This is a genomic window from Mycobacterium sp. TY814, from assembly GCF_030755175.1.
GTDB lineage: Bacteria > Actinomycetota > Actinomycetes > Mycobacteriales > Mycobacteriaceae > Mycobacterium.
On record NZ_JAUFRY010000002.1, the window covers coordinates 155,229 to 177,147 of the forward strand.

Sequence of the window (21,919 nt, forward strand, 5' to 3'; positions counted from 1 at the left end):
TGCCGATGTCGTCCGTGCTTCACGGCCCGGTGCTTGCGCAGGCACCGCCGAGGCCGAACAGGCGCGGTGCCCGCTCCGATAGAGTCAGATCGTGAACGTCGGCGCCGCTGGTGGGGGAGCGGCTGATGACCGTCATCTGGTCGAGGATGCTGTCACGGTGATTCTGGGCGAGGCGCCGCCCGGATGGAAGCACCTGCGTGTCGAATTTGACGCGGGGTCGTCCACGGTCACGGCTACGGTGACGGCGGACGCTGGACCGACGCACTTGGCCGCGTCCCCCGAAGCCGTTGCGGCGCTGCACGAATACCACCGTCAGTCCTCGGCAAGCGGGTCTACGTGGCGGTGGCTGTGGATCGATTGCGCATCCGACGGCACGCTCTCGACTCGCACAGATGCGTCCACGCCGACAGGTTCGCGCCCTTGGCCGCAGCGCGTGCTGGCGGCACTCACGCTGGGGTGTCTGTCCGCCGCCGCGGTGGTGTTCGCTGTGGGATGGCGGTGGTCTCCGCCGCCGCGGGCGTCGATGATCGCGGTGCCCGCCCCTTCGCCCCATGAGGCGACGGTGTTTGAGGTGCTCAAGCGCTGGTATGAGGCGGAGGATCGCGGTGACGGCGCGGCCATGCGCGCGCTGGCGTGCGTCCACCCCGGCAAGAATGTCGAGGCCGAGATCAGAGGCGTTGAGCAGAACGGGAACACCGACAGCCTCACCTACCCGGAAGCGATCACCAGCTTCCGCGACGAGGGCGCGCATGTCTGGGCCACGGTCGCCATGCGTGTGCACCCACTGAGCGACCGGGAGCGGCACGCGGTCGAAGAGAACCTGAAGCTAGGTGGTTTTTTCATAGATTCGTACACGTTCGTGCAGGAAAGCGGTGGCTGGAAACTGTGCGACGCGGACACGCCGCCTCTGACATGGTGACGGGCTGCTCGGGGTGGCGATGAGGAGCGCGAACGGGACGCGGGACCGCCGGCGCGATCGGGTCTGGATCGTTATCTGGGCGGTTGCAGCGGTGGCGTCGTCAGCACTGTTAGTAGTCGCCGTCCTGGGTCGTGCGCACGGCGGGCCGACCCTACGACCGATGGCCGCGAGTGAATCGATGTCCGATGATGAGGCCCGCGCGGTCGCCGCCAACACCGCGCGGGTGTGGATGCGAGAGCGCAACGAACGTCACCTGGCTAACCTGGAAGCGCTGTCGTGCAGCGAAACTCACGATGGGGCGCTGGCGCGCGAGATTGGCTTCGTCCGAAATGGCGAACCGTTTGAGAAGTTCGAACTGTCCGCCGTCGCGAGATTCACCCGCGACGGACCGGTCTGGACACTCGACGTCTTCCACGCCGAAGGCGGCGGCGAGATGTTCACCTTTCAGGTTCGACACGGCGAACTCCTGGTGTGCCAAGCAGATTCGGCTCCGATTCCGTAGTGCCCGCGTCTCATCAATCCCGCGATTGCCGCAGCACGGCGACGTCGTCGGCGATCAGCTGATCGATCCGTTGCCTGAGATCCTGACGGGTCACCGGCTTGGCGCAGCTGTAGTCGGGGACGTAGGCGTAGTCTCCGTCGTCAACCAGGCGTACGAAGACCACCGCATTTCGCTCTTGGTCGACGCCCCATTCCCGGGCCGGAAGCCGATGACTTTGCACCGTCGCGTAGGCCCTCACCTCGGCACTGGACACCGTGACTGGTGACGCGGCGGCCCAGGGCTGATCGGCGCGGCTTCCGCCGGCCACTTCAAGGAATGTCTGCGGCACATATTCGGAAATTACGACAGCCGGTCGGGCACCTGGTCGGGTCATGTACACCGATCCCGCGATCGCCGGGCCCAGGTCGTACGGCGACAGGGTGAAGATATCGACGACATCGTCTGTCCCTTGCAGCGCCAGAAACCCGAGTTGGCCTGTCCGGTGGGCGAGCATCCGCTGCGCGGGGGTATCGGCGGCGTAGTACTGCACGCGACATTCCACCCTGAGGTCAGCTTCGGCCAGGCTCGCGAACCACTTTTTGAAGACCACCAGATCCCCGTGGTTGAACCGGTCCGGAATGGACCTGGCGTGGGCTGCGTACTCGTCGAAGTAGGTGAAGCGGTTCGGCAGCGTTGGAATCAACGGGAAGGGCAGGAATTCACGCCCCAGGTACTCGTTGATGATAGCGAGATCTTGAATATCGATGCGGCCGAGCCGCTTCAAATCGACTGTGTCCGTCTGCATTACGTCGCGTATGCCCTTTCGGCGCGGATTTCCTGACGCTACGTCTCGGGATCGGGTGAGACCTTTCGCGGTTCGTCGCCGATCACTGAGTTGACGGCGTCGGCTTCACCGATCACCTCCTCGCCGTTCTTGGTCAGCCGTAGCGCCTTGCCCGCTTTGTGTGTTTTGTCACCGGCGGCGCCACGATGACCTGCCGCCGGGGCACCGGCCGCTCCGGGTGCCCCGCTGCCACTCACTCCGGCGCGAGAGGCCGGAGTCGGGGTGCCCGCAACATTCGGCGACGACGCCAACTTCGCCGGAGTCTTGGCGACCACCGGTTCCCGCCCGACACCACCGCGCCCACCCCCTCCGCCGCCCGTCTTCGCGGCACCCTGCAAGCCTTTCGGACCGAGTCCCAGCACACCCTCGGGAAGCCCGGCCCCGTTGGGGGCGCCGCTGAGCGCACCCAGCGCCTTCTGGGCCGCGTCGGCGCCCTGCCCCGCGGCCTTCTGCGCCTGTTCGCCGGCCTGTTTGGCGGCGTCGGCGGCACCGTTGGCGGCGTCTGTCGGAATCTGAGGCGGCGACGCCGCCTTCGCTTGATCGGGCTGCGCCCGGTCCGGCGTCGCGAGGTTTGCCATGCTCCCGGTGTTGAGTCCGCCCCGGGGTAGTCCGACCGGTCCGCCGCCCGGACTACCCGGCGATCCACCGCCTCCACCACTTCCCACCGACCCCGGTAAGCCCACGCTGGGTAGGGCGCTCGTGATGCTGGGATGACTCTGCGCGATCGTGTCGATCGGCGGACGGTACTGAGCCATGATCGGGCCTACCAACGCATTCAGCTGATTGAGGGTCTCTTTGTTGGTCGGGTCTTGCGGGTCCTGGATGGCCTGTCTGTACAGCTCCCAGTTCCTCGCGAAGTTGTCCTTGGTGGTCTGCAGATCGTTGAAGAATGCGTCGATGAGCGTCTCCATGGTGCGCGCATGATTGCTCAGATCATCGAGCACGCCGAATGATCGCTCCAGGTTTGCCCGGAGTGCGTTTCCGAATTGACCCTCGATTCCACTGTTGATGGTGGAGAGCGCCTTTTTCAGGCGCCCGCGCAGACCGTCGATGGTCGCATTCCAGCCGGTGTTTCCGGGTCCGTGTTCGGTTACGTCCTGGACGGCCTTGTAACCGTCGACATACGTCGGGATGGGATCGAAGGGAACCGCTTCGGCGGTTTTGTTCTTGTGGCCCAGCATTCCCCGGAATTGGTCCAGTTGATTCTGCGGCGCATTGATGGTCCGGTCGACAGGTGTTCCGGGCGCCGGGCCGGGAATGATTGGAGGCGCCCCCGGGGGTGCGCCCGGCGGAGGCAGATTGGGCGCGCCTTTCGGTGCGCCGGCGAGTTGCCCGCTTGGGCTGAACGCGCCACTCGGGGCCAATTGTCGAAGCGTGGCGAACAGCTCGTTTGGCGCCTCCTGCTGCAGCCCGTGAGGCTGGCTCAGTGCGTCGTTGAAATTGTCAACGATTGCATTCGTACCCGGGAGCGGGACGTGTCGTGGGTCCCAGTCCGGGTAGGCCTTGCGGATCGCGTCGACGGCGGCCAGCAGGTCTTCGTAGGTAGCCATGAATCGGCGGCTCGGGTCGCGTGCCTGCTAGCCCGCGGGTGTGTCTAGAGCCAGAAAGTTCTTGCGGGCAGCATCGGTGGTGGCCTCGACCGCGTTGAGATATCTGTTGAACTCGTGCAGCGCGGTGATGAACTCGCGGACATCGTCCTGAAGATGTCCGCGCGTCGCCACAGCCGACTCGAACGTTCCGACGCTTGCAGCTGAAAGCCAGTCGTGCAGGCCGCTGGCTCCGGCAAGCTGACTCTTCAGGTCATCCTTGGCCCTGCCGACCTCACCCAGAAATGCGTTCACCAGCGCGTCGTTCAGGTAGAGCTGATCGGCGTTGGCCGATCCGAATCTGGTCATCTCCCTGGTCAGGTCTCCAAGACCGCGATCGTCCTGCCCCATACGTCCTCCCTCGTCCAACCGCCTGATTCAGACCTGTTGGGCGCCTCCGACCAACTGGCCGCCGCTGGTTTGCGGCCACGTGTACGCGGATCCCGGCACTCGGTCTTCTCAGCCTAAGGGATCGCCAACGGCAATTAACCGGCAAATCCGAGCCGTTGCCGGGTGGCGGCGTGGTGTGGTTAGCCTGACCGTGGTGTCGTTGACGGGGCGGGAGGTGTCGGGTGTCGGGTGCGGGTGCACCGCCGGGAGGGTATCGCTGGGTCGACTCATCCGGATCGAGCGGTCCGGTGGCACAGCGCCGTCGCCGTCGGTGGTGGGTTGGCGCCGCCGTCGTTGTGGCCTTGCTGATTGTCGTGGTCGCGTGGTGGATGTGGCGCCCCGGGACTGGAGAGGGCCACGGCGGGCAGGCAATGGCCGGGCCGTCTGCGCCGCCACTCGGCACCCCGAAAGAGCTGCTGATCGGGTTCCCGTTGAACCGTCCGCTGACAACGGTCTGGCAGTCCAAAGCCGCCGAACTGGGGTTGCCGGCCGATGCGCCGCTGGGCGATCTGTTCGCCAGCACAGGGGACAAGGCGTACTTCCTGTCCCAGTTCGTGGATCTGCACTGTTCGGGTCGGTGCCGGCCGCAGGCAGCCTGGGTGTACGGCGTCGACACCCGAACGGGCGCCCGGTTGTTCAATCCCGTGCAGTTACCGAACTACCAGTTCGCGGTGACGTGTTTCGGCAACGGGCCGACGACGGCCGTGTGTCTGAAGGCTGACCCGCCGCTGACGGCGTGGGTGATCGATCTGGACCACGGCAAGCTGACCTTCACCGGACCCACCGATGTTGCTTACAGCGCATACGCGGGACAACCCGAGGCTCATCCGGTCGGCACCAGCGTCGGGCAGAGTCGCCTGGTCTCGACCGTCCGGGGCAAAGGTGTCTACGGCATGGGTTCGCACACCGAACGCACGTGGTTCGTCCCCGGAAACGGCTTCCTGTCGCCGGGCGACAATGAGGTGGCCGACGATATACCGGCGACCCCGATCGCCGTCTCGACGGGCGGCGGCAATGATTCCGACCGGGTGTTCTCGGTCATCGACGGCACCGACCTGACTCCCGCGCCTCCGGCGGGAGCCGCCTTGAGCCGGGCCGTCGTGTACAACGGCGGTTTCGCCTACGCGTACCAGAACCCTGGCACCCGGGCCACCGGCGTGCGGTTCTACGACACCAAGGGCACGTTCATCAGTGATCGCCCATTCGGTACGTCGTTCGTGAAGTTGCTGAACAACCCGGCCATGCCGATCGTCGCAGCCGATGGCACCTTTCAGGTCTACACCGCCGACGGCAGACAACTCAGCCAGTTCGCCGCCCCGGAGGTCGCCCCGGATCTGCGCACCATCGGCACCAAGCTCTACGTGAACATCGGCGAGCCGAGTCAAAAGCGTTGGCAACAATTCGATTTGATGACCGGGCAACCCGGGCCAACCTGCACAGGCTGGCAACTCAAGGGCACGGGTCCTTCCGGTGGTGGCACGTACGTCGCCTCCGACGGCGCGAACATCCTGACCGAGACCGAGGAACTCTCCGGACAATTCGAGGTCACCGACGCCGCCACGTGTCAGGTCCTGTGGCAAACCCCCGCCGACGCCAAACTGCAGATCTGGAAAGTCGGAACCGGGCTCCTGCAGATCGAAAAAGGCAGCAATGTCATGACGTGGCTGCGCCCACCGGCCTGACCGCGCGTCGCCCGGCTAGAGATTTTTGATCCACTGCCCGACGCCACCGATGATGCCGAACCAGGCCGCGGCGCCGAGCGCAAGTGCAACGAGCGGGTAGTAGAACGTCAATCCAGAAGCCTGACAAGCCAATACGATCGCAGCGAAGTACAGGCCGATGACCACGACCGGTGGTAGGGCAATCGCCGCGAGGATCAGGTTATGGTGGGTGCGCGGCGATCGCCGATCTGCTGAATCGCCGAACATGAACCACGTCGGTGCGGTGCCGACGACGAAGATCACGCCAGGCAGCAGCAGGACGAACCCGACGACCGTCAAGGTGGTGTCCAGCCCGGGGCTCATGAAGTGGTGAGTCCGGCGAGGCTGAGCTGGTTGAATGCTGCATCGAGATCGGCGTCGGCGACATTGGAGAACACCGCGGCGAGGTGCCGCCGGGTGGCGCTGTGCCCGGCCGCCGCATGCAACAGTTCGTGACAGGCGTTCTGGGTATCGGGGCCGGTGAAATCGAGCATCGCCATGACGGTTTCTTGCGGGGTCCATATCGGGGGCAGCGGGGCGTCGAGTTCGTCGAAGGTGTCGGCGGCGCCGCGGTACCACTGCCGGTCGAAGTGCCAGTAGCAGAAGCTGAGTAGTCCGTTCTGGTTGCGGGTGTTCAACACCGAGTCGTTGACCCAGGCCGGGGCCCCGGCATAAAGATCGGGCAGTGGTCGACGGTTCTCGTACGCATCGGCCAGCAGTCGGGAATCCCACCGTCCACCGGAAAGCACCGCACGGTCTCCGGGCAGTACGTACAACGTCGACCCGCTGCGCGCATCGGACTCATACCAGGCCAGGCCGGGGAAGATGCGTGGTCCCCAGGCAGAGCGCGCCCCGACATGGACAGCGGCCAAAACCGCCCACCGTGTCCAGGTGTCCTGCAACGGTTCGATGTCGTCGGTCTTGGTGGCGATTCGCCCGGCGGTCTCATCGGCGGCAGCGGCCTCGGCCGCTTGTTGCGGTGTACGTCCCTGCGCGGTCGGCCCGGCGAGATAGCCCGCGAGCCATACGGGCAACCTGGGCCGTGGGAAGGCGGCGATGTCGTCGCGGTAGTTCTGCGCGGGCTGCAACTGGTCCGCGGGGAACGGTTCGTCACCGTAGTCGTAGCTCACCGACATTCGGCCCTGACTGGTGACGGTCATGATCAACCGCCACCATGGCCCCGCCGACATCCGGGCAGTGAATTCCCTTTGGCGACGCACCATTTCGACGATCGGCTCTGGTATCCGGCTGGGCTGGACGCCATCGGGGGTGGTGAACTCCAATTGGGCGACACCGGCACGCACGGTCAGCGCGAATGCCGCACGGTATTGCTGCCAGCCCGGCGGGCCCAGGTAGGCCAGTTCCTGCGCGACCGGATCCAGCATCGTCGAGGCTTGAGCGCGAATCTGTTCGTCACGGCGGGCCACGTCCGGGTCACCCGGCGCGTCGTCGACGATGGTGAATCCGCTTGCCAAAGAGGATCCTCCGGCGTCTTCGAATGCCTGGGCAACCCCTGCCAGGAACCCCCGCTCGCCGTCTTCGGCGAACAGGGGCCGTCCGGCCGGATCTTCGAAGGACCGCATTATCTCGTCGGCAGAGGCCTTCAGATACAGCCACAGCGGCGCCAGTTCCCATGTCCCCGAAAAGGCATCGCCAGAACTGATGGCGACCACACCGCCCGCGGGATCGACCAACCCGCGACACTGTCGACCGTCGAATTCGACGTCGGCGAGCGTGAACCCGTCACCGATGTCGTCGGCGGACGCCGGTAACCGCACATCGGGTAAACCCCGGATACCTCTCCATGTCGATCCGAACACGCCGAAGAAGTACTTCTCGATGACGTCCAATGTCCGTGCGGCGAGGACAAAGTACTCCGCGCTCATGCGATCGGACTCCGTGACGGTGAACCACCCGTCCGAACGTAATCCGACGAAGTAGCGCACCTCGCCGCCGCTGTTGTAGAAGATCGCGCGACCGTCGTCGGTGACCGGTCCCGGCGTCAGCGTGTAACCGGCCAACCGCGCCCATCGTTGCAACGTGGAGGAGATCTCGATGTCGTGTCCCATCACAGCCAGCCTCTCTTCAGTAGTCCGGCGGCGGGGTTGGTCAGGGTCTGAACCTTCTGGACGCGGCCGTTGCTGTCGAAAATGAGGACCTGCAGTCCGCCGCCCGGTTGTCCGAGTCCTGGGGCGATCTCCGATATCTCGATCTCCCAACCGGGAGGCAGGTACTCCAAGGTGTAATCAAACAACGGATCGCGCAAGGATTTGACGTGCAACGCCCGCTCTTCCCAACTTGCCCGCTCACCGTTCGGCGCCAGCCCCAGGTACTTGCCGTCTTCTCCGCCGATCCGATCGAAGTGGCGGCCGTAGTCCGCGAAGAACTGGTCGATGTCGGTGTACCGGATTCTGGTCCCCGGCACGGCGCCGTCGTTGCCGGGGAAGTTGTTCCACTCCTGCCCGTTCGGGCCTAGCGTGTTGAAGCGTTCCGCGTATTCGGCTTGCGTATAGGCATTTCCGTCTTGGTCGCGGCCAAACGGTGCGGTGGGATCGGCGATCAGGCTCGCGACGGCCGGGGTCGTTTGGCCCGGGTCGACGGGGTTGCCCGGATAATCCCAGTGCCGCGGCAGCGGTTCACCGTAGTGCGGATCGATGTTGTCGGTGTCCGCGACGCGGTGCCACCCGGGACCCGACGGTTCGGCCGAGTGCACGGGATCCGGGGTACCGGACAGCCAATGAGGGTCCCAGAATTGGCGTCGCAACGAGTCGAGGTCGCCGGTGTCATGCTCCAATGGACGGCTCATGGCCGGTTCGTGGGTGCGCCATCCCGGTATCACCCGGGGTCGATCGTCGACGAAGCGGTGCGCCTCGGTGTGTACCTGGTCGGACTCGCCCGCGGCGATACGGCCGAAATTGGCGAGCGACTCGCTGCGCGCACCGGATCGCGGGTCGAATGCGTAGTACGCGCTGTGGGTGGCGGCGGTGCCAACCAGATCGTCCATATGGCGCGGGAACTCGGCGTTGATGCGGTGCGCCCCGAATCCGCGCATCGCCGGGTCCATCCCGAGCCCAATACCGAAGAATCGTCCGGCGGAGCCGGCTGTGCGTCCGCCGAGCATTGTCACCGGGTCACGCGAGGACGACGCGACGAACACATTGTCGCCGATCCCGAACGCGCTTGCGTGGCGCAGCGGTCCGGCGCCCGGTGAACCGAGCAGTGTGACAGTGCGGACGTCGTCGGCCATCCGGCCGCCGTGCCCTGCGTGACTCGTGGTGGTCGACCCGTAGGAATGACCGAACACGTGGTTGTCGGCGAAGTGGCTGCCACCACCGCCATCACGCGCGGCGTTGAAAGCCGAGATGTCGTTGTGCAGGATGGCGCCGCCTTCTCGCGCCAGGCCCGGGAACATGACACGGAAAGATGCCCGGCCGCTGGGTGCGTCGTAACCGATCCACGCGATGGAGGAAGCCTTGCTGCCTGGTTTCGCCGCCTGGATCGAATCCAGATGATTCAGTGCGTTTCTCAGGTTCCCTGCAAGCTTGCCGATGTCGTTCCCGAGCCCCGGCACATGCCAGGACACCGATTCCGCACGATAGGGATCGTGGCCGACGCTGACCACCATCCGGCCGTCACCGTGGAAAGCGTGCGGGTCGAAGGCCAGAATGTGCACCTCGCCGCCAAGGCGCGCGGCCTGCTCCCGCGCCTCGTCAAGTGCTCTGCGAATCTCGTTGTAGCGCTTGAGCTCTGCTTTCTCACCGCGGCTGAGGTGCTCGCCCGATTCTATGCGCGCCTGCAATCGGTGTTGCAGACGAGTGAGTTCGTGCTCGCTGGCGGCCGTCCTGGCCCACGCCGGAATCCCTTCGGCGTTGCCGATTTCGCGAGGGTAGGCGTCGACCAGTGCGCGCTGTTCCTCGCCACTGAGTTCGCGCCACCACGTCGCGTTGTCCCTGGCTCGCTGATCGCCGAACACATTGTCGGTCGGGTGATGCTGGATCTCGCTGGGGTGGACCGGCGGAATGCGGTTCCACAGAGCCTGATTCGCGATCTCCGCCGCGTGCGCGGTATCCGCGTGCGAGGCAACGTAACGCCCGCGATCGGCGGCTTCGATGTCGTCGGCCGCATCAGCGGGTTCAGGCGGCACCGACCCGTCGGTCAGAACTCCGTCGTGGTCTCCGCGGGCCAGACCCCGTGATTCTGCCGGCTCATCCACTCCGCGTGCGACGTCGCCACGTTCGACAGGGTGTCCGGGGGCTCGCTCAGGAGCGTGTGTTTGTTGATGGTCAGCGGGTGTTCCCGGGTGGGTTCGGGCGGGTCGTTCAGAGACACCGCGGTCATCTGATACGTGATGGTCTCGGGGTCCTCCCGCAGGCGCCGGATGGCGATCCTCCACTGGTACGGATAGATCTGGCCCCCCGTCGGTGGGCGGCCGGTGCGCCTGGCTTCCAGGTAGTCCTCGGCCACCATGTTGGTCGACCAACTCGGATATTCCGTGACGACTCCGGTCTGCGAATCGATCACGAGTTTCGTCGAACCCACTGCCGGTCCGGTGGGGTTCTCCTGCGGCAGGATCGGCGAACCCACCCAGCCCATCTCGAACGGGACCACCCGGAAAGTGCTCCCGGGGAAGATCCGCGCCAGGTAGGCCAGTGCTTGCTGCTGGGTGTCCAGTTCCACCATGGTGGGCTCCTTGCTGGGGTGGTATCGGCCCGAAGTGATCCGGCGTGACGGGCGTGAACCACAGTGAAGCCGAATCGTCGACCAACCATGACGGCGGATGGTCTGATGTGAGGCTTCGTTGCGGATCCCACCACACGGGTCCGGCGGCGTCGCGCGGGTAGACGATGACCGTCGCATGAGCGCCGTCGGTTATCGGTGCACCGTATCTGTTGAACATCGGCCTGCCGTTGGCGTCCATGGCGTGCCACTCGTTGATCACCAGCGCCGAAGCGCCCGGACCCATCTGCTTGATCTGCTGGTGTAATGCGTCGAACCGCTCGGGCACTGAGAGTTTCAGGTCTGCCGGGCGCAGGCCCTCGCCGAGCCAGGCCTTCGCTCGTGAGAATCCGCTGGCCTCGCCGCTCGCGGAGTCGATCCTGCCGCCGGGCAACCTGTCGAGGAATCGTGGAGCGGAGACGGTCGGGTGCCCGTAGAACGATGCCAATGCGGCCAGCGCGCAGTCGGTGCAGTTGTTTCTCCGCCCGGGGACACTCGGTCCACCGTCGTTGACGAGGCTCCCGTACGGATTTGTGCGGGGGTCGGCCCAAGTGGTGTATCCCCCGGCGGGGTCTTCGCAAGCCTGGCGAACCGCTGCCTGATGGGCAGGGTCCTCGACCGGGCGGAGTTCGTGCGGTCCGTAGATCCGGTGGTTCGCTGGGTTGTCGAAGCCGGTGGCGTCGGTTGGTCCGTGGTCCTGCGCGTGCACGGCACCGGATGGATCGTCGGGGTCGCGCCGGGAGCCCGCGGGTTCACGAAGCGAAGCGTGCTGGCCGCCGGTCTTTTCCGCGCCGTGTGCCGGTTCGGGTGACACGGGGGAAATGACGCCGAGCGGTGCGGCGTCGGTGTCGTGCGCTGTGTCCGGATTCGACGGCTGTTGCGAATCATCATGTCCGGCAGTATCTTTGCGATGCGTCGACGACGCTTCCGGGTGGCCGGCGCGTTCGGCGTGTGGGTGCCTGCCGGGCCGGCCGTCGTGGCCGGTCGGCCGTGCGCGGTCGGTCGCTTCGGTAGCGCCCGCCCGTTCGGTTTCGGGATGGCGGTCGATGCGTCCGGTGCCGTCGCGGGACGGTTGAGCGTCTCGCGGTGACTGAGCGTCGCGGGCGGGTGCGGCGTCTCGTGACGGCTGCCCGTCGCGGGCGGGCTGGTCCTCGCGCTGCGGTATCCCGTCGCGGCGGGTGTCGCGGGCGGGTTGAACCTCGCGTGGCGGCGGGGCGTCATGCGGCGGCGGCGCGGGATCGCGTGGCGATGTCAGCAGGTCGCGGGACGGCGGGACATCTCGGGGCGGCGGGACATCTCGGGGCGGCGGGACATCTCGGGGTGGCGGGTCACGCGGTGGGACGCCTTCTCGCGGAACAGATTCGGCGTCGCGCATCGGATGTGTCGACGGTTCGGTGCCAGGGGACGCCCGCATCGCGTCGGCGCCCGCTGCAGACGCGGCGGCGTCCGCCACGCCGGCTCGCGCAGACGGGACGTGCGGAGTGCCTGACGACGGCGACGCATGACTCGCCGGGGGTGCGCCGGTGTGGGCGGCTGCCGGGGCGTTCGCGACAGGTGACGCGGCAGACGGCGGCGAACCCGCCGCGTCGGTGACGCTGGGGTGGCTACCGGTCGGTGGCGCGGAGGTATGGGGTGTGGTGGCGGTGTCGGGCCCGGCAATGCCGACGGGTGCCATAGTGGCGACATCGTGCCCGCGGCTCTCGAGGTTCAGCGGCACATCGACATTGCCGGCCGGGGTGGCGACGTCCCCGGGGGAGCGGCCGGCGACGGTCGGGCCGGCGTCAACCGGTGGCGTTTGTGAATGTTGTTCGGCAGGAAGAGGTTCCACTGTCAACGAACCGGTCCGATCGCCTGCCAGGGCGGTGGTCTCCGGACCGCCGCCGGCGTGCCCACCCGGACTGCGCACGCCGTCGACCGCGCCGAAAACGGCACCGGCGCCGAGGGCATCGCCGAGGTTGAGATGCCCCGTCATGGCCTGTTGAGCCGCCAGGGCGCCACCGGCGTTGCCGACGAACGAAGCACCGAAATTCTTGGCACGGTTGCCCAGTGCCGAACCTGCGTCGAAATCGTGCGCGCCCTTGAGGATCGGGCCCATCACCGCCCCGGAGATCGCGCCGGATTCCACGTCGTCCCAGAACGAGCGGGAATCGAACTCGTGCCGGTTGCCTTGCAGCGCCTGCTGGCCCTGAATGCCGGCGTTGAGCGCTCCGGACATGAGCGCGTTTGCGGCCGCGCCCTCGAGCGCGCGCAGCGCAACCTGGGCGATCACCCGTGCCACGGCTTCGGAAGCCACTTTCGAGACGGCGGCGCGAATGACCTGAGATATCGCAGCTTCGGCCAGTGCCACCGCCCCGGCGATCTCTGCCGGCGCCGTCCAGTTGATCCACGCGGTCGCGATCAACGCCGTGACTGCGGCTGCCAGTGCCACGAGGTTCGCGATGAACATTTCCTTCGCGAACTCGATCTCGGTCGCCACGCCGTCGACCGCATCCGCCAATTGGCGCAACTGCCCGGCGATCTGGTCGACTGACGACGCGAACGGTCTGAGTCGTTCGTCCAGCTTGTTGTGAATCTCGCCGGAAGTGAATCCGGACAGCGTGGTTTGGGTCGCGGAATCCAGCTCGTCTTTGAGACCTTCCAACTGCTCGGCGAAATGGCGCCACCGATCACGCTGCCGCCGGCACGCGGTCTCGTCTCCCTCGGGAAAAGGCTCGCCGATCATGTCGCCGACCCATCGCAGCCAGCCGGGAAGTTCAATACCCACGAATCACGCGTCCACCTGCAGTCGCGTCAGCCTTACTCGAGGCGGCGGCTGCCAGCGTGTCACGGCAATACGTCCCGGCGAATCGCGGCGCGGCTAGCCGGCGACGCCGCCGTCCTGCGCGAGGATGGCATTGGCGGTCTCGGTGAGTACGGGTGCGACGCTTCCGACCGCCTTCTTGAGATCGTCGGCGTGCCCGATCACCGTCGACCGATCCGGGTCGAACTTTGCAGCGAAACTCGAACCGATTTTGTCTTGCGACCAGGGCGAGTCCCCGGCGAGTTCTGCGCGCAAACCGTCCACCAGGGAGCCGACTTCGTTCGCCAGTGCGTCGAACTTCTTGATTCCCGCTCGCGCTGTGCCCTCGTCGTATTCGAATTGTTCTGCCATCGTTCTCGCCTCTCCTGGCCTCTCCTCACCCGCTCGGCGCCCGGCTCTGCCGAATCAGTCCGTGTCGCGAATGGCCGGCCACCGGTCCTGCGCTTCGGGCTCGCGCTCGCCGGGTGGGCGACGGAGTTCGTCGGCGACCGCGCGTCGTTCCCGCGAGCCCGGCGCCGACAGCGGCACCTGCGGTTGCAGCGCCTTGAACTCGTCGATCTGATTGATCGGCTGGACCCCGAACTGAGCCACCTGCTGCCAGAGTGCAGCCTGGTATTCGTCGGTTCTGGCCCGCATCGCGGCCGCAGCCGCTTGCGTGGCCTGCACGACGGCGGCACCTGCCTCGGCGCTGGTTGCCCCGCCGAACAGTCGCTCGTCGAACTCGACCTGAACGACGACACCCTGCGCATTCACCCAGACGTGCGCCAGGTCGTCCTTCGACCAGCCGTCGGCGGTTTCGATCGCCATCCGCTGGGCGGATTGTGCGGCCGCGCCGGTGAACTGTTGCAGATTGGACAGCAGGCTTTCGACGTCGAGTCCGTCGGGCTTGACCCCCCGGAACAGGTCGTCGAGACCGCTCACGAATTCCCCCATAACAATCAGCGTGGGCTGTGCGGTTAGTTTACGGTGCCGCCGCCGGACAAAAGCGCACGAATTCTGCCGGTGTCAATTGCGCGAACCGCGGGGGCGCCCGCGCCGGCGCGGGCGGACGTGATAGCCGCCGCGTTCCGCCAGGGCCCGCAACCGGCGCAGCGCAAAGTCGCGCGCCCGCCCCGATTCGGGGATCACGACTCCCGCCCACAAACCCTCGACGCCGGTGACTTGATACGCCTCGCTGGCGCACAGCCACCGTCGCGGGCACGCCAGGCAGAGCGCCTTGGCATCCTCGTCGGGTTCAGTGGTCGTCCACCGCTCGGGCTCACTGGTGCACGCCGGGACGTACTCGTTGAGCGGTGTGGACAACGGAATTGCCGCAGCAGTCATCGCTTTCCTCCCAGTTCGGGCGCGCAAGCGCCGTCGATGCCACGACATAACCACAAATCTAGCATCAGCGCAACATCTAAAACGTAGCAGCTACGACTTAAAGTCAATCTTGCCTCTGTTAGACATATGTACTACAACAGAGCTGTGGCACTTGTCTTGTCCGGATTATGACCTGGCGGGCACGCTTCGCGGACGAAAACGACATAGAAGCCGGTCAACGGATTTTCGAGCGGGTCGTGTCGGCTGTAAGCCCGTAGCGGGAAAGATGTAGCATCTACAAACGTAGTGCCGGAGGAAGGCTGTACGAGACGTGCCCGAGACGTCGGGGTCCGAGCCGGGGGAGAAGTGCAGTGACATCTGACCAGGCGGTGTACAAGTGGCCACCCGCGCTGGTGGTGCGGCTCGGCGACGAGGTCCATACGCTGGACCCGCGGTCGGGTATCGCCATCATCGGCCGGGACAACTCCGCCACCGTCCGGCTTTCCGACGACCGGATATCCCGCTGGCACGTGCGTCTGGAACCGCACCGCGAGGGTTGGCAGGCGATCGACACCAGCACCAACGGCATGTTCGTGGACGGCGTGCGGCGCAGTTCGGTGCTGGTCTCCGGCGCGACGACCCTGCACCTGGCCAATCCGGAGGGCTTCCCGGTCACGTTGACCCCGGAGGCCGACGACGTCACCGGCGTGATCGACCTGCCCGAGCCGGACGAGGACGAGTGGTGGGATGCCGACCTCGACCCCGGCGTGGCGCGTGCCGGACAGGCCGTGGCCGCGCGCCGAAACGAGCTCGAGATCACCCAGCGCGGCCTGGCCAAGGACAAGATCATCAATGCCGGCACGCTGATCGCCTTCGAAAAGGGACGCAGTTGGCCGCGGCGCGGCACGCTGGCCAAGCTCGAGAAAGCGCTGCAGTGGTCCCCGGGCACCATCGCCCGCATCCGCAGCGGATCTGCCGTCATCCCCCTGCCGGGACCCGCCACGGCACCGGCCGAAATGCCAGGCGCCACCGAGGAGGCGACCGAGGCGCTTACCGACACCGTTCGGGCGCCGCTGATGGCCGAGGCCGTCGAACTGGCGATGCACACCATCAGCACGGCCACCTCGGAGCTGCCCGAGCCGGCAGACCCGGCGTTCACCCCGAAGGTCACCAAGATCCTCGCTGACCTGCGCAAACTTGAGAATGTGGCGGCCAGTGCGGCCCGCAACGCGAAAGGCACTCCCTCGGTGGTGCTGGCGTTGAGCACCGTGCGCCGCACCTACAACGACGTGATGGCCAAGGCGGCGCAGTCGCCGAACGCAACCCTGGGGCAGCGGTTGTACGAGGCTCGCCACCGTGCCGAACTCAGCGTCGACGAGGCCGCCGCCGCGGCGGGTCTGCCGACTGATGTTCTGGCCGACGCCGAGGCCGAGCGCCCCATTCCCGGCGACGTCGCCGCCGCGATCACGACGCTGATTGGGCAGCTTTCGGTCAGTTAGACGTTCGGTACTCCGGCTGCTCGCCGGCAATCTGCTGGGCGGGTGCCGCTGAGTGCCCGACGTTGGGCAGGCTCGGCGTCGGGGGGACCGCCTGTCGGGCGGACTCCTGCGTCGGCTGGGAATGCGCGACGAATTCGTCGTAACTCGCACCCTGGGGCGCGCTGGCCCGCCTGGGTTCCGGGCCCGATACCTGGTGCACTTGCTGAGCCTGTGCCGTGCCGCTTTCGTATGCGACGTCGGGCTCGTCGCCGTCCGCATACTCGCCGTAGTACTGCGCCGCGGCTTGCGCATATTGCTCGGCGTACGCCGCGTACCAGGCCTGCTGTTCGTCGGCTGCGTTCGGCTGCGTCAGCAGGGCTCCGACGGCGGCACCGGCCTGTAAACCGTTGAGCACCAACACCACCCACATGGCCCACCCGGGTTGAACCCCCTCCGGGAGCACCGCGACACGCGACAGTGCGTCGAGGAATCCGGCGGCCGCCAGCACGGCGACGACCTTGCCGGTGGGTGTCTGGCGGGGCAGAAGACCGAACCCGGCGAGCAGGCCGGCCAGCACGGCGAACCGCACGTCCCAGTCGATTCCGAAGCCGTTGAGCATCGGCCCGAAACTCACCAGGTAGGAACATAACGCCAACACCACGACGGCCCAGCACAATTGGCGGTGCGAGACCTTGCCGCCGGTCTGCGGCTCGGGCGACCACGTGGGGTAGCCGTGGTGATCGTGGGTCTGCTCGGCCGGGTAATAACCCTGGCTGCCGGGGTAGGCCATGCTTACTCCTTCAAAGAGGGTCAGTCTTCCGCGGCGAACGACGCTTTTAGGTAGCGCATCTCTTCGTCGGTGGCGACCATGGTGACCACTGATGATCCGGTACGGGTGCTCACTTTGACGGTATCGGTGTCGGTGCTGAGCGATTCCAGAGCGACGTCGGCGTTGGCGGTCACCGGGGTGTGGGGTGGGACCACCACGATCGCGGTCACCCCCACCCGCACGGATTGCTCTGCGACTCCGTCGAACATCTCCACCGAGTAGTTGCGATCGGCGCCGGCCTGCATGGACCCGCGGTTGAAGTCCGACACCCACAACAGATCGTGGTCGTCCACCTCGTCAACCATGGTGCGCCACTTCGTCGGACGCCGACTGTGCACCAGCACGTGTGCGCCCAGCGCGAGCGACCGTAGCACCACCTGTTGCGCCAGGTGCAGGGTGCCGGCGATCTCCACCCGCCGGATCTGCGGCCCGAACAGTGACAGCGCCACGGCGCGGCCGTGATCGTCAGCGCCGATTACCTGCCCGCAGCCTGAAGCCGGTACGTGCAGGTGCGCGAAGTCGCGGTCCGGGGCACCCGCGCTGGTCGCCGAAAGGCTGGAATACGACCACTTTTCGATCGGCCGGGGCGGCGGAGGGACCGGCAGGCTGGCGGCCAGGGCGGAGTACTGCTGGCCGCGTAGGTGGGTCAGGCCGCGCAGGTGAATGCGGGCGCGGCCGTGCGTGTCAAACCGGGCCAGGCCCCGGACCTGGATCGGCCCGCGCGGATCATCGCGGCGCAGTGACAGCGACATGGTGGTCGAGTAGCTGGGGATGGTCCACAGCAGGCCGAGGCCGGCCGTGGTGAGCATGCGCGGCTTGATCGCGAAGCTGCGTAACCGGAACCGGCCTTCGCGGCAGGTGCGCCAGGTCTCCTCGACGGTGGTCAGATCCACGCCGTCGGTCAGTTGGTTGGTGGCCTGACCGATTTCGCCGGCGGTCAGCACGCGGGTCCGCAGGCCGCCCTCGGTGAGCCTGTTGGCGACCCGGCGGGTGGCGGTGGTGGCGGCACGGATGATGCCGTCGCGGCCGCCGCCGCGCCGCCGCACCGCGGCCGCGCACCGGGAGGGGTCGAGCCGGACGGCGATCCACACGTTGCGCTGCGCGATGGCCGGCAGCGGACCCAGGACCGCGTCGTACACCGCGGCCACCTGGCTGTGCCCCTGCGACCGCGCGCCCTGGCTGATCACGTCGATCGAATCCAGGGTGATGTCGAACTGCCGGAGGCAGTCCACCAGAGCCTGCACCGGCACCGTCTCCCCGGATACCGTCATGCCCGGCTCCATGATCGTCATCGCCTGCGGATTCTCTTCGATCTGCAGCAGCGACATCAATGTGCTTCCGTCCCAACGGAACCCGATCAGGGCACCATCGGCCATCGGCACGTCGAAGGGCTCGGCCGGCGCCGTCTTCGTGGACCGCTTGCGGCGCTGCCACCAGAACCCGGTTCGCAGCGCGATCAGGCGCGGCAGCGTCGTGCCCCGCAACCGGACCACCAGGATCAGGGCCAGTACGAATCCGGCGAGGCTGCCCTGCCAACCGGGGAAGCCGAGCAGCGGTGCCGTCACCGTCCCGGCGGCGACAATCAGCTGCAGGACCAGCAGGTCAGGCAGGGGCAGCAGCCGCGCGGCGCCAATGTCGGTCGTCGACCGCAGTTCGTTGTGTTCCGGGGGCGCGCCCCGACTCGGGGGCGACGCCGCTCCGGGAGCGGGACGACGCGGCACAGTCGGATCTTATCCAGAGCGGCAGGGGAAAATTCGCGCGCATTTGCCGGTTGACGCTGTTATACGCTACCGAGGCTCGGTGCTTGCCCGACGCTGATGGGGGTGTGTGTATGCCCGCGCAAGTGACTACGCGCGCGCAGGTCAACGGCTATCGGTTCTTGATCCGCCGGCTGGAACATGCGCTGATTCGCGCGGATTCCCGGATGATCCACGACCCGATGCGCGGCCAGATCCGGTCGCTGTTGGTCGGCCTGGTGATCGCCGTCCTGATCACGGGCGCGGCCGGGGTGCTGGCCTTCTTCAAGCCCTCGCCCAACATCGGCAACGCGCAGATCCTGCTCAGTACGTCCAACGGCGGCCTCTATGTCCGCATCGGTGACCGTTTGCATCCGGTACTCAACCTCGCGTCCGCGCGCCTGATCACCGGGAAGCCCGACGCCCCGAAGTCGGTCAGCGACAAATGGCTCAACCAGCTGGCGCGCGGGCCCATGGTGGGAATCATCGGCGCTCCCAACAGCATTCACGGTGGCGCGGACATGGGCACGTCGGCGTGGACGGCGTGTGACTCGGTGCAGACTCCGGACGTCGCCAAGAGCGTCGGCGTCGCCAGCGTGCAGACGACGGTGATCGCCGGGGATCTCACGCTGGGCGAGGACATCCGCAGGGCGTCACCGGCACAGATGCTGCTGGTCCGCTCCGGGGACACCGCTTATCTGATCTTCGACGGTGTGCGGGCGATGATTGACACCAATGACCCGGTCGTGGTGAACGCCTTGCACCTGCAGAACGCCCAGATCCGCCCCATCTCCGGCGCACTGCTCAACGCCTTCGCGCTGGTGCCGCCCATCCGGCCGGTGACGATTCCGGGCGCCGGCAGTGCGATTCCCGGGCTGCCCGCCGGATATCCGGTGGGCTCGATCGTCAAGACAGTGGATTCCCGCGGTGAGCAGCTCTACGTCGTGCTGTCCGACGGACTGCAGCCGGTGTCATCGGCCGCCGCCGACATCATCCGGTACAGCAACCCCAGCGAGGCCGCCTCGCAGGGCGCGCGCGAAGTTCCGCCTTCTCTGCTCAGTCGTGTCCCCGTCGTGCATTCGTTGGCAATCGACCACTACCCGAGCGTGTCGCCGCAGATCGTCAACGTCGAGCCCGACCGGGTGGTGTGCATGGCATGGGAGCGGGCGAACTCCGCCGCGCGAGCGACCGTCGGCTTGCTGGTCGGTCATCGGTTGCCCATTCCGGACGACGCCCAGCCCGTCGGATTGGCCACCGGTGACGGCAACGGACCCGGCGTCGACGCGGCATATGTCAAGCCCGGCACCGGCGAATACGTACAGGCGACCGGTGCCGAGGCGGACAGCCGCGCCCTGGGGCAACTGTTCTACGTCTCCGACGCCGGGGTGCGCTATCACATCAAGGACCTGCCGACGGCGGCCGCGCTCGGTGTCACCGGGGTCCACGACCCCCGGGTCGACGCCGACGTTCCCCAGTTGGCGCCCTGGCCGGTGGTGTCCCTGTTGCCGGCCGGTCCCGATCTGTCCCAGGAGGCGGCGTTGGTCGCCCACGACGGGATGGGCGCCGACCCGCGCGGCTCGAAGGTGGAACCGCCGAAGTCCTGAGGGGCTCTACAACCGCAGCTCGCGGAACACCGCGTAGAGCCGCACGATCCAGAAACACAGCGGGAATACCAGCACGATCGCGAGGTATTCCAGGATCTCCACCTGGCGGCGCATCACCGGTGAGAACTCCAGCCGCGGCGCGATGACACCGCAGCCGACCATCAACACCATCAGCGCCACCAGCGCGAGGGTGGCGTAGAACTCCCAGCCGTCGAGGACCGCCGCCGTCTTGAGGATGCACAGCAGCGCAATGGTCATCCCGGCGGCGATCAGCGTCGCGGACTGCACCAGATCGTGGTGGCTGCGTCCGCGCAGGCACAGCACCGTTGCCACTGCGGTCGCGAATACCGTTCCTTGCCAATAGAATCCGTCGCTCAGGTCGAGAGCCAGGTAGCAGCCTGCGGTCGCTGTGACCGCGGCCGCGGCCAGGATGCCGGTCAGGTACTGGCTGGCCCGCCGGACCCGCACGATCATGCCTTCCTCAGTCGGGATCACCTGCTTGCCGACGGCGTTGACGCCTTCGACGGTGGTGCCGCCCTGCGTCTCGATGTCGTCCAGCGGCTCACCGGCCGTCGGCACCCGCGGTACCGGAAGCTTGGCCAGCAGGATGGTCACCCGGGGCGACAGGTAGACGACGATCACCGACACCGTCGCCAGCACCGCGCCGACGGCCCGCGGCGACGGGTCCCACAGCAGGTCGGCCACACCCGCTGCGCCGCCGATGACGGCCAGTGAGATCACCGCGGTGTGCAGCGCGCGTCCGCGGCCCGTGATCAGCAACACCAGCAGCGACGCGAGCCCCGTCAGGCCGAACGCCATGGGTAGTGACTTGGTGCCGAAGCCGTCAGGAACCACGTACAGCGCGCCGCCGAACAACAGCGGTGTGGCCACCGCGGCCGTCCACTCCGAGCGCCGGGCGCCTGCCGAACGGTGGGCGATCACGCACGCCACGATCACCGCCAGGACGCCGACACCGAGCGCGGTCGCCGGCACGTAGAACCGGGCGGCGTGGCGTGGCAGCAGGAAAGCCGCGGTGAGAGTTGCTGCCAGTCCGACACCGAAGCAGGTGATCAGGCGAGCGTCGCGGTTCAGCCAGCTCAGGGTGGGATTCTGCGGCGGGCCGGCCTCGTCTTCGACATCGTCGAACAGCATCGGGCGGGCCGGCTGATCCAGCTCCCGGATGACCAGCAGCTCGCCGTCGTAGACGTTGGCCTCGCTCAATGAGCGGCCGGGGTCGATCGGGTCGTCACCGAGACGGGCCAGCGTCCATTTGCCCTCGGTGGTGTCGAACATGAGGTCCTCACCGCGGGGGTGCGCAGCCAGTTGCTCGTTGGCGATGTCGATGACGTCGTCGATGAAGCCCGCGATGCTGGTGTTGGACGGTAAGCCGACGTCAAGCCGCAAATCGCCGACCACGAGGGTGGCGCGACTGAGCGTGGGCTCGGCCTCGGATTCTGCGTCTAATTCCGACAGCGACGGCGGTAGAGTCATCGCTGTCGGCCTCCCGCGGGTTGTGTCATTTGCTGGTGACATT

Annotated in this window: 17 protein-coding genes; 5 read left to right on the forward strand and 12 right to left on the reverse strand. The window is 66.9% G+C overall.

All coding sequences use genetic code 11. From position 1 onward, the window contains the following. Positions 1-91: 91 nt before the first annotated feature. Together QXH22_RS14605 and QXH22_RS14610 are read left to right on the forward strand one after the other, a co-directional pair. The gene (locus QXH22_RS14605) at positions 92-919 is read left to right on the forward strand and encodes a hypothetical protein (RefSeq protein WP_306244994.1); all 828 of its coding nucleotides are present in this window, start codon (positions 92-94) and stop codon (positions 917-919) included. A 160-nt stretch (positions 920-1,079) separates the two neighbouring features. Beyond that, positions 1,080-1,421, forward strand: a complete 342-nt coding sequence (locus QXH22_RS14610; protein ID WP_306244993.1) for a hypothetical protein — start codon at positions 1,080-1,082, stop codon at positions 1,419-1,421. A gap of 13 nt (positions 1,422-1,434) precedes the next feature. On the opposite strand, the gene QXH22_RS14615 is transcribed toward QXH22_RS14610, so the two are convergent. The 3 genes from QXH22_RS14615 to QXH22_RS14625 are packed head-to-tail and all read right to left on the reverse strand — an operon-like array spanning position 1,435 to position 4,181. Then, complete coding sequence (locus tag QXH22_RS14615) at positions 1,435-2,184, reverse strand: ESX secretion-associated protein EspG (RefSeq protein WP_306276107.1); 750 nt, start codon at positions 2,182-2,184, stop codon at positions 1,435-1,437. Positions 2,185-2,243: 59 nt separating this feature from the next. Further along, positions 2,244-3,794: a hypothetical protein gene (locus tag QXH22_RS14620; protein WP_306244989.1), complete on the reverse strand. Its 1,551-nt coding sequence runs from the start codon at positions 3,792-3,794 to the stop codon at positions 2,244-2,246. A gap of 27 nt (positions 3,795-3,821) precedes the next feature. After that, entirely contained in the window at positions 3,822-4,181 is a 360-nt protein-coding gene (locus tag QXH22_RS14625) for a hypothetical protein (RefSeq protein WP_306244987.1), read from the reverse strand. A gap of 410 nt (positions 4,182-4,591) precedes the next feature. Between QXH22_RS14625 and QXH22_RS14630 the strand changes: the two genes are divergently transcribed. Then, positions 4,592-5,902 carry a hypothetical protein gene (locus QXH22_RS14630; protein ID WP_306276108.1) on the forward strand — a complete coding sequence of 437 codons (1,311 nt, stop codon included), beginning with the start codon at positions 4,592-4,594 and terminating at the stop codon, positions 5,900-5,902. Between the two features lie 15 nt (positions 5,903-5,917). Here QXH22_RS14630 and QXH22_RS14635 read toward each other — a convergent pair whose 3' ends face one another. The 6 genes from QXH22_RS14635 to QXH22_RS14660 all read right to left on the reverse strand — a co-directional run bounded on the left by QXH22_RS14635 (position 5,918) and on the right by QXH22_RS14660 (position 14,759). Then, entirely contained in the window at positions 5,918-6,244 is a 327-nt protein-coding gene (locus tag QXH22_RS14635; protein WP_306244982.1) for a hypothetical protein, read from the reverse strand. Continuing rightward, entirely contained in the window at positions 6,241-7,989 is a 1,749-nt protein-coding gene (locus tag QXH22_RS14640; protein ID WP_306244980.1) for an Imm61 family immunity protein, read from the reverse strand. Before QXH22_RS14640 ends, QXH22_RS14635 begins: the two co-directional genes overlap by 4 nt. Beyond that, a complete protein-coding gene (locus tag QXH22_RS14645; protein ID WP_306276110.1) occupies positions 7,989-13,400 on the reverse strand; it encodes a toxin glutamine deamidase domain-containing protein in 5,412 nt (1,803 codons plus the stop codon). The genes QXH22_RS14640 and QXH22_RS14645 overlap by 1 nt, the downstream gene beginning before the upstream one ends. Before the next feature lie 93 nt (positions 13,401-13,493). Beyond that, positions 13,494-13,787: a hypothetical protein gene (locus tag QXH22_RS14650; RefSeq protein ID WP_306244975.1), complete on the reverse strand. Its 294-nt coding sequence runs from the start codon at positions 13,785-13,787 to the stop codon at positions 13,494-13,496. Between the two features lie 54 nt (positions 13,788-13,841). After that, positions 13,842-14,369: a YbaB/EbfC family nucleoid-associated protein gene (locus QXH22_RS14655; RefSeq protein ID WP_306244973.1), complete on the reverse strand. Its 528-nt coding sequence runs from the start codon at positions 14,367-14,369 to the stop codon at positions 13,842-13,844. Between the two features lie 72 nt (positions 14,370-14,441). Then, positions 14,442-14,759, reverse strand: a complete 318-nt coding sequence (locus QXH22_RS14660) for a WhiB family transcriptional regulator (protein ID WP_055577762.1) — start codon at positions 14,757-14,759, stop codon at positions 14,442-14,444. Positions 14,760-15,109: 350 nt separating this feature from the next. On the opposite strand from QXH22_RS14660, the gene QXH22_RS14665 reads away from it, so the two are divergent. Beyond that, a complete protein-coding gene (locus QXH22_RS14665; RefSeq protein WP_306244972.1) occupies positions 15,110-16,237 on the forward strand; it encodes an FHA domain-containing protein in 1,128 nt (375 codons plus the stop codon). Here QXH22_RS14665 and QXH22_RS14670 read toward each other — a convergent pair. Both QXH22_RS14670 and eccE read right to left on the reverse strand, forming a co-directional pair. Next, on the reverse strand, positions 16,230-17,006 hold the full coding sequence (locus tag QXH22_RS14670; protein WP_306276112.1) for a DUF5336 domain-containing protein: 777 nt from the start codon (positions 17,004-17,006) through the stop codon (positions 16,230-16,232). The genes QXH22_RS14665 and QXH22_RS14670 overlap by 8 nt on opposite strands. Positions 17,007-17,026: 20 nt before the next feature. Continuing rightward, positions 17,027-18,766, reverse strand: coding sequence for a type VII secretion protein EccE (gene eccE, locus QXH22_RS14675; protein ID WP_306276113.1), 1,740 nt, complete (start codon positions 18,764-18,766; stop codon positions 17,027-17,029). A 110-nt stretch (positions 18,767-18,876) separates the two neighbouring features. Here eccE and eccB point away from each other — a divergent pair, with 110 nt between their 5' ends. Then, positions 18,877-20,385, forward strand: coding sequence for a type VII secretion protein EccB (eccB, locus tag QXH22_RS14680; RefSeq protein WP_306244966.1), 1,509 nt, complete (start codon positions 18,877-18,879; stop codon positions 20,383-20,385). A gap of 6 nt (positions 20,386-20,391) precedes the next feature. Here eccB and eccD read toward each other — a convergent pair whose 3' ends face one another. Further along, complete coding sequence (gene eccD / locus QXH22_RS14685) at positions 20,392-21,876, reverse strand: type VII secretion integral membrane protein EccD (protein WP_306244965.1); 1,485 nt, start codon at positions 21,874-21,876, stop codon at positions 20,392-20,394. Positions 21,877-21,919: the final 43 nt, after the last annotated feature.